10 protein-coding genes are annotated in these 12,271 nt (G+C 65.0%); 4 read left to right on the top strand and 6 right to left on the bottom strand.

All coding sequences use genetic code 11. From position 1 onward, the window contains the following. Window positions 1–197: 197 nt before the first annotated feature. Window positions 198–398, bottom strand: a complete 201-nt coding sequence (locus HB778_RS41210; RefSeq protein WP_244661789.1) for a helix-turn-helix transcriptional regulator — start codon at window positions 396–398, stop codon at window positions 198–200. Window positions 399–1,391: 993 nt separating this feature from the next. On the opposite strand from HB778_RS41210, the gene HB778_RS03275 reads away from it, so the two are divergent. The 3 genes from HB778_RS03275 to HB778_RS03265 all read left to right on the top strand — a co-directional run bounded on the left by HB778_RS03275 (window position 1,392) and on the right by HB778_RS03265 (window position 4,861). Then, on the top strand, window positions 1,392–2,540 hold the full coding sequence (locus HB778_RS03275; RefSeq protein ID WP_244661788.1) for a helix-turn-helix transcriptional regulator: 1,149 nt from the start codon (window positions 1,392–1,394) through the stop codon (window positions 2,538–2,540). A 153-nt stretch (window positions 2,541–2,693) separates the two neighbouring features. Further along, the gene (locus HB778_RS03270; protein ID WP_183461446.1) at window positions 2,694–4,106 is read left to right on the top strand and encodes an NfeD family protein; all 1,413 of its coding nucleotides are present in this window, start codon (window positions 2,694–2,696) and stop codon (window positions 4,104–4,106) included. Beyond that, complete coding sequence (locus tag HB778_RS03265; protein WP_183461444.1) at window positions 4,103–4,861, top strand: slipin family protein; 759 nt, start codon at window positions 4,103–4,105, stop codon at window positions 4,859–4,861. The genes HB778_RS03270 and HB778_RS03265 overlap by 4 nt, the downstream gene beginning before the upstream one ends. 208 nt (window positions 4,862–5,069) lie before the next feature. Here HB778_RS03265 and HB778_RS03260 read toward each other — a convergent pair whose 3' ends face one another. Beyond that, window positions 5,070–5,999, bottom strand: coding sequence for a LysR family transcriptional regulator (locus HB778_RS03260; RefSeq protein ID WP_183461442.1), 930 nt, complete (start codon window positions 5,997–5,999; stop codon window positions 5,070–5,072). Between the two features lie 96 nt (window positions 6,000–6,095). Between HB778_RS03260 and HB778_RS03255 the strand changes: the two genes are divergently transcribed. Next, window positions 6,096–7,106 (top strand): zinc-dependent alcohol dehydrogenase family protein, encoded by a 1,011-nt coding sequence (locus tag HB778_RS03255; protein ID WP_183461440.1) that lies wholly within the window; start codon window positions 6,096–6,098, stop codon window positions 7,104–7,106. A gap of 36 nt (window positions 7,107–7,142) precedes the next feature. Here HB778_RS03255 and HB778_RS03250 read toward each other — a convergent pair whose 3' ends face one another. The 4 genes from HB778_RS03250 to HB778_RS03235 all read right to left on the bottom strand — a co-directional run bounded on the left by HB778_RS03250 (window position 7,143) and on the right by HB778_RS03235 (window position 12,194). Next, entirely contained in the window at window positions 7,143–8,213 is a 1,071-nt protein-coding gene (locus HB778_RS03250; protein ID WP_244661787.1) for an ISAs1 family transposase, read from the bottom strand. 233 nt (window positions 8,214–8,446) lie between these two features. Next, window positions 8,447–10,744, bottom strand: a complete 2,298-nt coding sequence (locus HB778_RS03245) for a xanthine dehydrogenase family protein molybdopterin-binding subunit (protein WP_183461438.1) — start codon at window positions 10,742–10,744, stop codon at window positions 8,447–8,449. Then, window positions 10,741–11,724, bottom strand: coding sequence for an FAD binding domain-containing protein (locus HB778_RS03240; protein ID WP_183461436.1), 984 nt, complete (start codon window positions 11,722–11,724; stop codon window positions 10,741–10,743). Before HB778_RS03240 ends, HB778_RS03245 begins: the two co-directional genes overlap by 4 nt. Continuing rightward, window positions 11,721–12,194 carry a (2Fe-2S)-binding protein gene (locus HB778_RS03235; protein WP_183461434.1) on the bottom strand — a complete coding sequence of 158 codons (474 nt, stop codon included), beginning with the start codon at window positions 12,192–12,194 and terminating at the stop codon, window positions 11,721–11,723. Before HB778_RS03235 ends, HB778_RS03240 begins: the two co-directional genes overlap by 4 nt. Between the last annotated feature and the right edge of the window lie 77 nt (window positions 12,195–12,271).

Here is a 12,271-nt window from a genome sequence, read left to right as displayed (position 1 = left end):
CCGACATGTCATTACGGCCAGGCGTTGTCTTGGGCAGGACCGCACTGGAATTGGACTGGAAAGAGGTGCCGAGCGCATTTCTGCGCACTTGTGGTGAAATTGCATCATCGATCGCCCCAGGCGCTTTGGGCATCGGCTTCTGACGGAGAGGGAAACCGGAAATCGCGTCGCCTGGCCGTTGTCGGACGTGCCCAGGTTTATCTTGCGCCCGTTGGCGTATAGCCGAAGCGACGACGGAAGCAGCGATTGAAGTAAGACACATCGCTGAATCCGCTTGTCATGGCGATTTCGCCGACCCGCATCTCGACACTATTCCTCTGCGACAGCATCCTATGGGCGCTCTGCAAGCGCAGTTCGAGAACGCGCTCGGAGAAGCTGATGCCTGTCTCCTGAAGCAAATCCTGGACATAGCGCGCCGACAGGCCGAGTTCCTTTGCGACGCCTTGCGCGGAGATGCCGGGACTGGCGAAATTGTCCGCGATCTTGGCCAGGACTGCCTGCAGCCTGGCTGCCCGCAGGCCCGCGGGCCGGCCAGTTCGGCAGCCTCGCCCTTCGCGCCTGTCACCAGCCCGATCAGATCGACGATCGTTTCTGTTGCGTGCGATATGAGATCGGGTGAGACAAGGGGGCGGCCGGTTTCAAGCAACTGGCAATACCGTTTGAGAAGATCGAGAGCTTCGTTGTCGGCGCCGATCTTCAACGCCAGCCTGTCATCGATCTGCGGGAAGGTCTGTATGAGGGCAGCACGTGGGACCACCACGGTCGTCCACACATTCCAGTCGGCGCCGGCCATTTTCAGCGCTTCCGATTTCAGCGCTTCCGATGCTGTGACCAGGACCGCTTCTCCTGGGCCGACACCATATTCGCGGCCGGCTTGTGCCCCACTCAACACGGTGTCGGTGTTGTTGATCAGCAGGAGATATCCATCATCGTTGTTATCCATTGCTGTCACGGGCGATGTTGCTCGCCTTCCTCGTCGCGTGCCTGATCGTCCCGGACATCTGCTGAAGAACCAGTGATCCGACAGCCGTGGCTTCGATCGCAGCTTCGAAAGGCAGGTCTTCCGATATGCCGTATTCGACCGGCAATCTCCGCGACATGGATGTCTTGCCAGAGGGGAAATCGATCGCGTTCGCTGAGATGCGACGGCAAATCAGTCGACGAAAACCCCGTCTCTCGCGACAATCGAAGACCCCGGCAAAGCCCCCACGGCTTCAAAAAAATCGAACGCGATGCTTCCCATTCCCGGAACAACCAGCAACATTAGTCACCTGGTGTTCAGCTTATCAGCTTAACTCCTTAGTCGAGCTCAATCACGCGTGGCGTCACCCGAAAGTATGACGCCGCGAAATCTTGAGCAGCGAGATCGGGGCATGTTAGGGAGAGGGGTGGTGGTAGAAGGGCTGGGGATCGAAGTACTTTCTTCGATTATCGCTGATATATATGATTGTGTTTTGAATCCGGAGGGCTGGTCTGGAGTAATGACCCGTATCACAGAAGCTGTCGATGCGGCCTATTCCACAATTGCTCTTGCCAGAACTGCCGATAATCATGGCCGTTTCATGGCCCAGTCGCCTTGGGATCCTGCGCAAATGCGGGTTCTCCAGGAAGACTATGACTTTGATGGAATTCCTGGACTGAAGGCGGCGGTCGTCGGCGACATCGACACGCCCGTTACGACGCTTTCGCTAATGAGTGAAGCCGAGCTCCAGCTGACGGCATTTTTTCGGAATTGGGCCGGACCGCAGGGATTGCGCGAAGGCTGTATCGTCAAATTCGTTCATACGCCGGACCGAATCGGGCTCCTGGGCTGCACCACGCGGGCCAGCAGGGGGGCAATATCAGTTGAAGAACAGCGTTTCCTGGCCTTGCTCTCGCCGCATCTGCGCCGTGCTTCCCTGATCGGAGATCTGTTCGATCAAACCCGCATTACCGCCAATCTCTATCGCCAGACGCTCGACCATTTCGCTGTGCCTGTTGTTCTTACTGGCGCCGACGGAGCAATCCTCCATGCGAATGCGGCTGCCGATCGGATGTTTTCCGAGCAAGGTCCCATTCTTTCCAGGAAGGGCCAGCTCCAGCCGCAGAATCCAGCGGTGGCCCGCGCCTTGCTGGAAGCGATCGCCAGTGCCGGGCATGCCGATGCCTCGCTTGGCGCCCGCGGCATAGGCCTGCCGATTTCGGCCCCGGGCCAGCCGCCCGCGGTCGCCTATGTGCTGCCGTTGACCGAAGGCACCGCGCGCGCGGCTTTCCGGCCCGCCTGTGCCGCCGTCTTCGTCTCGACCACGACGTCCTCTTCGCCACTGCCGGAGGCCGTTCTGACCACGCTGTTCGACCTTACGCCCACGGAGGCGCGGGTGCTGCTGCGCATCGGCAGCGGATTGTCCGGGTCGAAAAGCGCGGTGTCGCTCGGCATCGGCGAAAACACCTTGAAGACCCACCTCAACCGTATCTTCGCCAAAACCGGCACGAGACGCCAAGCCGATCTGGTCAAACTCGTTTCGGACATACGCACGCCGCTGGTGGCTCCCGAATCATAGTGGTGAGCCGGCTGAAGCTGCAAATCTCCCCGACGAGGGGAGATGCGCGCTCGGCCGTGGTCGCCAATCGCCGACGTCAGCTCCCCCATTGGACTTCGCCCCCATTGGACTTCGCCAAGACACCACCCATATTGAGTCCATGGAGCTTTGAGCGTGTCCTTCGCGCGGGTGGCCCTTCTCGTCGTGGCCTTTGTCGCCATGGCTGCATTTTCTCCCTTCTCCTCGGCCGGGAGCGAGAGGGTTGCGCTGAGCGTCGCTATTGACGGCGCCATCGGACCGGCAAGCACCAGGCAGCTCGAGGAAGCGCTTGATGTCGCCGCCAAGCGGGACGCCGAAGTCCTGATCCTGCAACTCGATACGCCCGGCGGGCTGGTCACCTCGATGCGCGAGATGATCGCCGACATCCTGGCTTCGCCGGTGCCTGTCATCGGCTATGTCGCGCCGGCCGGCGGCCATGCGGCGAGTGCCGGCACCTACATCCTCTACGCCACCCATGTCGCGGCGATGGCGCCCGGCACCAATATCGGCGCCGCGACACCGGTCGAGATCGGCGGGCTGCCGTCGCTTCCGGGCGGCGACAAGAGTGACAACGGCGACCAGAAGGACCAGGGCGACCAGAAGGACCAGGGCGATCAGAAGGGCCAGGGCGGGCGGCCGGCAGGCGACGCGATGATGGCCAAGGTGACCAATGACGCGGTCGCCCTGATCCGCTCGTTGGCCGAACTGCGTGGGCGCAATGGTGACTGGGGCGAGAAGGCTGTGCGCGAGGCGGCAAGCCTGTCGGCCAATGCGGCGCTGCAGGAGCATGTCATCGACTTCGTCGCCCACGACACCACCGAGCTGTTGCAATTGGCCGATGGGCGCACCGTCGATGTGGCCGGCAAGAAAGTGGTGCTGGCGACCAGGGGGCTGCCGGTCGAGACGCTGGAACCCGGCTGGTTCATCCGGCTGCTTGCCGTCATCACCGATCCGAACATCGCGGTCATCCTGATGCTGGTCGGCGTCTATGGCATCGTCTTCGAGTTCACCAGTCCCGGCGCGGTCGCGCCCGGCGTCATCGGCACCATCTGCCTCGTGCTCGGCCTCTATGCGCTCAACCTCTTGCCGATCAACTATACCGGCCTTGCGCTAATGCTGCTCGGCATCGCCTTCCTCGTCATCGAAGCCTTCAACCCCACCGTCGTGCTTGGTCTAAGCGGCGTGGCCGCCTTTCTGTTCGGCGCCGCCATGCTGCTGCGGGCAGAGGGGCCGGGCTTTGCCATGTCCTGGGCCGTCATCGGTCCCGCCGCCGCGCTGACGCTTGGGCTGGCGCTGTTGACCGGCACCTATGTCTGGGCGGCGCGCAAGAACCCGCCGCGCGTCGGCGGCGAGGCGATGCGCGGCCTGCCCGTCGAGATCCTCGACTGGCAGGGTGGCGAGGGCCATGTGCTGGCCCTGGGCGAGCGCTGGCGGGCAAAGGCCGACGAACCGATCGCGGCCGGCGACAGCGCCGAGGTCACCGACATCAGCGATCTCGTGCTCACCGTGCGGCGGCGCGATCCGGGAAGGAATGGAGCAAGACAATGAGCATCGGTTACGTCGCCTATCTGCTGCTTGCACTGGTCGTGGTCGTGTTTCTGTCGGCGGCCATCCGTATTCTCAGGGAATATCAGCGCGGCGTGGTTTTCACACTCGGCCGCTTTACCGGGGTCAAGGGGCCCGGCCTCATCCTCCTCGTCCCCTTCGTGCAGCAGATGGTCAAGGTCGACCTGCGGGTGGTGGTGCAGGATGTCCCGCCGCAGGACGTGATTTCGCGCGACAACGTCTCGGTGAAGGTCAACGCCGTGCTTTATTTCCGCATCGTCGACGCCGAGCGGGCGATCATCCAGGTCGAGGACTACATGGCTGCCACCAACCAGCTGGCGCAGACCACGCTGCGCTCGGTGCTCGGCAAGCACGAGCTCGACGAAATGCTGGCCGAGCGCGACAAGCTCAACAGCGATATCCAGGAAATCCTCGACCAGCGCACCGACGCCTGGGGCATCAAGGTGTCGAATGTCGAGATCAAGCATGTCGACCTGAACGAAAGCATGATCCGCGCCATCGCCAAGCAGGCCGAGGCCGAGCGGTTGCGGCGCGCCAAGGTGATCAATGCCGATGGCGAGCAGCAGGCGGCGGCGAAACTGGTCGAGGCGGGCCGTATGCTGGCGGCCGAACCGCAGGCCATGCAGCTACGCTATTTCGAGGCCCTGCACGACATCGCCGGCGAGCGCTCGTCCACTGTGGTGTTCCCGCTGCCGGTGGATCTGCTCAGCCAGTTCATGAAGGGGCAGGGGAAGTGAGGCTGCGGCCTTCCCTTCTCCCCTTGTGGGAGAAGGTGGATCGGCGCGCAGCGCCGAGACGGATGAGGGGTGCGTGAAGGATCGCCGTCGGCGCCAAGCTGGAGCACCCCTCATCCGTCGCCTACGGCGACACCGCCCGGGGGCGAGCCGCTTGTCTCGCCCCGTCCTTCGGACCCCACAAGGGGAAAAGGGGAGCGTTGCAGCAACGTCACCCTCGCCACGGCGGCTCCGGCGCGAAGCGCTTGCCGATCCAGTCGGCGAAGGCGCGGGTCTTGGCGGCCTGTCCCTTGGCTGAGGGCACGACGACATAGACCGCGCCTTCGTCGGCCAGCGTCCACTCCTCGAGTACTGGCACCAGCCGTCCGTCGGCGAGCTCGCGGCCGATCAGCCAGTCGGTGCTCATCATCAGGCCGAGGCCCTGCACGGCGGCCTCGACGAGCACCTCGGCATCGTCGCTGACCAGCGGTCCGGAAACCTCGACGCGTGCGCTCCGACCCTCGCGGTCGGTCATCTCCCAGGCCGGAAAGGTCTGGAAGCCGCTGAAGCCCAGGCAGGAATGGTCGAGCAGCGCCTGCGGCGTCTCCGGCCGGCCCCTTCGGGCGAGGTAGGAGGGGGCGGCGCAAAGCAGCCGGCGCCGCGTCGCCACCTTGCGCGCCACCAGGCGCGAATCCTCCAGCGCGCCGAGCCGCACGGCGACGTCGAAATTCTCGGCGACCAGATCGGCGAAACGGTTGGAGAATTCTGCCTCGATGCGGATATCGGGAAATTCGGCAAGGAATTGCGGCAGCAGCGGTCCGATCCACATGCGCCCGAACGTGCCGGGCAGCGCCAGCCTGAGCAGGCCGCGCGGGCCCCCATCGGCATGCGCCGACGCGGCGGCCTCGGCCTCGTCGACGGAGGCGAGGATGGCGCGCACGCGCACCAGGAATTCGGCGCCCGCTTCGGTCAGCGACACGCTGCGCGTCGTGCGATGGAGAAGCCTGACCCCCAGCCGCTCCTCCAGCGATTGCAGGCGCCGCGACAGGATGGTCGCGTCGCGCCCGACGCGCGCTGCCGCCCTGGTGAAGGAGCGGGCCTCGGCGATGGCCGCGAAGGCCGCCATTTCGGCAAGGGCCGCAGGTTCGTGAGATTGCTGCATGTTTCGCAGTACTCAAATGCAAAATGGAATGATTATCCATAAATAGCGCAGGAGATAGGTTCACTCAATCCTCAATCGTCCCACCGGAGTGAAACCATGAAAGCCATCGAACTGAGCCAACCCAGGCTCGACGCCTTCCGCGCCGCCACCCTCGCCACCCCCGAACCGCAGCGCGGCGAGGTGCTGATCCGCCAGCGTGCGGCAAGCCTCAATTTCGTCGATGTCGCGGTGGCGAGCGGCAATTATCCCGGACCGAGCTTTCCGCTGATCCCCGTCGCCGATGGCGCCGGCGAGATCGTCGCGCTGGGCGAGGGCGTTGCGAATTTCGCCGTCGGCGATCGTGTCGTCGCCCATGCCAAGCCGCGCTGGATCGGTGGCCGGCCGCGACCCTACGAGATGACGCAGATGCGCGGCATATCGCTGCCGGGGTCGCTGGCCGAATATGTCGCGTTGCCGGCCAATTCGCTCGTGCCGGTCCCGGCGCATCTCTCCTTCGAGGCGGCGTCGACGCTGCCGATCGCCGGCACCACCGCCTGGAACGCCATCCGCGCCGCCAATGTCGGGCCGGGCTCGGTCGTCGTGCTGCTCGGCACCGGCGGCGTCTCGATCTTCACCCTGCAGCTGGCGAAAGCCGCCGGCGCCACCGTCATCATCACCTCGTCGTCGGACGAGAAGCTGGAGCGGGCGAAGGCGCTCGGCGCCGATCATCTCATCAACTACCGCGCGACATCAGACTGGGACGGCAAGGTGCTGGAGCTGACCGGCGGCCTCGGCGCCGACCTCGTCGTCGAAACCGGCGGCACCGCCACCTTCGCCCGCGCCATCAACGCCACCGCACCCGGCGGCACGCTGTTCACCATCGGTTTCGTCACCGGCGCCGAGGCCACGGTCAACCTGCTGCCGATCATCATCAAGGCGCTGAAAATTGTCGGCAACAACACCGGGTCGGTGTCCGACCTTCGCGACGCCGCCCGCGCCGTCGGTGCAGCCGGGATCGAACCGGTCGTCGACAAGGTGTTTTCACCTGATGATGCGGCCGAAGCCTACGCCCACATGGCCGCCGGCGGCCTGCACTTCGGCAAGCTGGTGTTCGGGTTGGAGTGGTGATCGGCGAAGCGGCCATCTCCCCCCTCGAGGGCAGGGCTATCGCATATGAGCGATTGCCTGGATGAGATAGTCGTCATTCCAAGCGCATTTCTTGATGCGGTGGCTAATGGGGACTTTGTCGATGTCGGCGGCCTGAAGGATATTTCTGGCGATGCGGTTGATGAGGGCGGTGTTGGCGGGAGCGTTGTCCTTGCGGGCACGACTGAGGTCCTCGTGCAGATGAACGTCGAGCATCCAGTGCAGTGCGTTCTCGATCTGCCAATGGGCTCTGGTGAGGTCGATCGCCTGCTGTGGCGACAGCAGCGTTGAGGCCATGAACAGGCGCGTCAGCGGCTCGGCCTGATCGCGCCGGCTGGTGATGCGGATGAAGGCCTTGTGCCCCGGCATCATTGGTTCAGCCGCCACCACGACCTCTGCCTGCCGCCATTCGTTGCGGCCATGGCTGGTCTCGGTCCGCTCAGTGACGGCGGGAGTGGTCTGGGCCAGTTGTTGATTGGCCCGAGCCAACCAATGCCGGCGGTTTCTCTTGAGTGCAAGCAGATAGTCGCCGCCGCGCTGAATGATGGCCTTGGCCATGCGCGTGTGGCAGTGGAGGGCATCGGCCGTGACCAATCGGCCAGTAAGATCAATGAGTTCGACGACCTTGAGGGCAGCCTCGACCTCATTGTCTTCGTCGCCGGGCGAGACCGCCGCCAAACACAGCCGCGTCTGGCTGGCAAAGGCCGACACCGTCAGGGGCGGGCTGGCCGCAAGGCCTTTCTCATAGGCCCGCCGCAGCGCCTTGCCATCAAGTGCGACCACACCCTGACGTGCCTGGGCAAAGCCTGCGGCAAAGGCGGCGAACGCCCGTCCGAAGGCCTCCGGATCGAGCAGGCGCAACAGCCGCGAGAAGGTGTCGTGGCTAGGCGCCTCCTCATAGTCGATCAAGCGCGACAGCGCCTGTTTGCGCTCTTGCGCGAACAACGAAAACTCCGTTGCGCTGGTCGCGCCACACAGGCTCGCAGCGATCATCATCACGATCAGGTCGCCAAGCCGATGTGTGGCGTTGGCCGCGCGCGGATCAGGCACCGTACCGAAATAGCTCTCAAGGCTGGTAATGGCAGTCACTCCTCGCTGGACTGCCTTCCCAAAGAATCCCTTCTCAAACCAACTTCAAGCCCAAAATCGCCATATGCGATTCCCCTGCCACTTGGGGGGAGATGGCCGGCAGGCCAGAGGGGGTCGGTCCGACTGGGCTCGGACTGCTGCGCTTCAGACGAGGTTGGCGCTTTCCGCGCGGCGACCCCCTCTGTCGCCTTTGGCGACATCTCCCCCTCGAGGGGGAGATCAGCCACCGCCCTTCAGATCAGCTTCTCCAGCGTGATCGGCAAATCCCGCACCCTTTTCCCCGTCGCGTGGAACACCGCATTTGCAATCGCCGGCGCCACACCAACAATCGCCAGTTCGCCGACGCCCTTGCCGCCGAGCACCGAGGAGTGCAGGTCGGGAATGCCGACCGAGATCACCTCGATGTCGGGAATGTCGGCATTGGTCGGTACGAGATAATCGGCGAGGTTGTTGTTGACGATGCGGCCGTGGCGGCGGTCCATGATGCCTTCCTCCAGCAGCGCCTGGCCGATGCCCATGATGATGCCGCCCTTCCACTGGCTTTCGGCGAGCTTCGGATTGTAGAGCCGGCCGGAATCCAGCGCCGACACCACACGCGACACGCGCACCGTGCCGAAGTCCTCATCGACGCGCACCTCGATGAAATGCGCGCACCAGGAGTGGCGCGAATAGTCGCCCTCGGTGTGCGGCAACGCCATGGCGATGGTGGTGTAGTTCTTGTAGCGGTCCTCGGCGGTCGAATTGGCCGGCATGGTGTCGCCGGTGGCCTCGATGTGGGTGCGGCCGACGCTCTTTAGCAGTTCGGTGATCGAAAGATCGGGGCCGTCGCCGCGCGGTGAGCCGATGCGGCCATTGGCGACGACCAGAGTGTTGGCTTGCAGCGCATGGAAGGGCGAACGCGGATCGCTGATCGCCAGGCCGACCAGCTGGTCGAGCGCCGAGGTCGCCGCCTTGTAGACGGCCCCAGTCATCACGCCGGCCAGCCGCGAGCCGCCGCTGACGCCGGCGCGGGCAAAGCGGGAATCGCCGAGCTTCACCACCACGTCGTCGGCCGGCACGCCGACCGTCTCGGCGGCGGTCTGCGCCAGGATGGTGTAGGTGCCCTGGCCCATGTCGATCGAGGAGCTTTCGACCTCGACCGAGCCGTTGGCCAGGATGCGCACGACAGCCTCGCCATAGGCGCGCCGCACCGGATAGGTGCCGGCGGCGACGCCCCAGCCGATCAGCTGGTTGCCATCGCGCATCGAGCGCGGCTCCGGCGAGCGACTGGCCCAGCCGAAGCGTTCGGCGCCCGCGGCAAAAGCCTCGCGCAACTGCCTGGTCGACCAGGCTTTTTTGGCGTGCGGATCCTGCTCGGCATAGTTCCGCAGCCGGATCTCCAGTGGATCGATGCCGACCTCGTAGGCGAGTTCGTCGATGGCGCTTTCGATGCCGAAGGCCGAGGGGTTTTCGCCCGGCGCGCGCATGGCGCCTGGCACCACGGAATTGACCCGCACGACATTCTGTTTCGAGGAGAAATTCGGCGTCGCGTACATGATCGAGGTGACCGAGCCCAGCGGCTCGACCCACATGCCGTCGATGGAGGTTTCATTGACGCCGCGATGCACGATCGACTGGATCACGCCGTCATGGTCGGCGCCGATCGTCACCGTCTGGCGCGTCGCGGCGCGTCCGCCATAGCCGGTAAAGGTCTGCGGCCGCGTCATCACCAGCTTCACCGGCCGGCCCAGCATTTTAGCGGCACTCGCGGCCACCGCGCCATGGCTGAGCGCCAGCGCCTTGGAGCCGAAGCCGCCGCCAATATAGGGCGAGACCAGCCGCACATTCTCGAATGGCAGTTCGAACCATTCGGCATAGGTGCGGGCCATGCCGTCCAGCCACTGGCTCGGCTCCCAGACGGTCAGATGATCGCCTTCCCAGCGCGCGATCAGGCCATGCGGCTCCATCGGCGCCTGGTATTCGCGCGGCGTGTTGTAGGCAGCGCAGATGCGCACCGGCGCGGCGGCGAAGGCTGCGGGCGCATCGCCCCATTCCTTGGTCATGGCGTCGATCGGAATGCCGTCGCCGGCCTTGCCGTCGCTGAGGTCGACGATTGCCGGCGTCTCGTCATAGCTGACCTTGACGAGGGCTGCGGCGGCGACCGCCTGCTCGAAGGTCTCGGCGACGACAGCGGCGACATGCTGGCCCGAAAAGGTGATGTCGCGTGCCAGCGGGCAATAGGGCTTGTCGGGCGGCGGCGTGCCGAACCAGTCGGATGCGGTCCTGAGGCTGATGATGGTGTCCGGTGTCAGCACCTTGAGCACGCCCGGTGCCGCCTCGGCCTGCGCGGTGTCGATCGCGCGCACCTTGCCGGATGCGATCGTGCTCTCGACCAGCACGGCATAGGCGAGGCCTTCGAGCTGTTGCTCGACGGCGTATTTGGCCGCACCGGTGATCTTGGCCGGGCCGTCGACGCGCGACAGCCGGCCGCCGACGGCCTCCGCCAGTGCGCCGTCTGACGCGTCACCATGTCTGATGTTGTGAACGGTCATGCCGTCTCTCCCAATTTGAGGATGGCGCGCGCGACGACGCGCGGCGCGAGCTCGATCTTGTAGTGGTTGGCGCCATGGTCGACGGCGCCTTCGACGGCGAGCAGGCTGGCGGCACGGACGGTTTCCGGCTCCAGCACCTTGCCTTTCAGCGCGTCTTCGACGGCACGGGCTCGCCACGGCTTGGTCGCGACGCCGCCGAGCGCGACACGCAGGTCGCGGATGGTGCGGCCATCGGCTTCGAATTCGATGCCGACGGCGGCACTCGCCGCGGCGAATTCATAGGATTGCCGGTCGCGGATCTTCAGATAGGTCGAGCGGCGGGCGGCGGCGGAGCCGGGGATTTCGATGGCGGTGATCATCTCGCCCGGCTCGATGGCGTGTTCCCTGTCGGGCGTGGTGCCCGGCAACAGGAAAAAGTCGTCCACCAGAAGCCTACGCTCGCCGAGATGAATTGTTGCGTCGAAGGCGACCAAAGCGGTGGCGAGGTCCCCGGGATACATAGCGATACAGGCGTCGCTGGTGCCGAGCACGGCGTGGCCCCTTGTGACGCCGCCGATGGCCGAACAGCCAGAGCCGGGCTGCCGCTTGTTGCAGGCGGAAAAATTCGCGGGATCACGGAAGTACGGGCAGCGCGTGCGTTGCATCAGATTGCCGCCGATGGTTGCCATGTTACGGATTTGCGCCGACGCCGCCTGCCAGAGTGCTTCCGAGATGGCGGGGAAGCGGCTCTTGATGTCGGCATGGTCGGCGACATGGCCCATTCTGGCGAGCGCGCCGATGGTGGCGCCGCGCTCGTTCAGTTCGATCCGGTCGAGCCCCTTGAGATGGGTGATGTCGACCAGTGTGTCGGGCTCGGCGACGCCGCATTTAGCGAGGTCGATCAGCGTCGTGCCGCCGGCAAGCAGCATGGCGCCGGGCAGGGTGGCTGCCTGGCGTGCGGCATCAAGCGAGCCGGCGCGTAGGTATGAAAAATCCCTCATGATGCGACCTCCAGGGCTGCCTGGCGGACAGCGGCGACAATGTGCGGATAGGCGCCGCAGCGGCAGAGATTGCCGGCCATGTATTCGCGGATTTCCTCATCCGAGCCGGCGTGGCCTTCGCGGATGCAAGCCACCGCCGACATGATCTGGCCCGGCGTGCAATAGCCGCACTGGAAGGCGTCCTGTTCGAGGAAGGCAGCCTGCACGGGATGCAGTTCGCCCTCCCGTGCAAGCCCCTCTATGGTGGTGATGGCGCGGCCTTCGGCTTGCGCCGCCAGCGTCAGACAGGCCAGCACGCGCTCGCCGTCGACATGCACGGTGCAGGCGCCACACTGGCCATGGTCGCAGCCCTTCTTGGTGCCGGTCAGGCCGAGCCGCTCGCGCAAGGCATCGAGCAGCGTCACGCGCGGCTCGAGCTGCAATTCGTGGTGCTGGCCGTTGATGTCGAGATGTACGGGGATTTTCGTCATGGGCGTCGGGCTCCAGTTGCTTGACGCTGGTGGGATTATTTCATGTTGGACAGGTGGAGGCCCACCTGTCCGTCCGG

It is taken from the genome of Mesorhizobium huakuii (genome assembly GCF_014189455.1).
GTDB lineage: Bacteria > Pseudomonadota > Alphaproteobacteria > Rhizobiales > Rhizobiaceae > Mesorhizobium > Mesorhizobium huakuii_A.
Note: the sequence above shows the minus strand (reverse complement) of the source record. Positions and strands in the feature narration are given on the sequence as shown.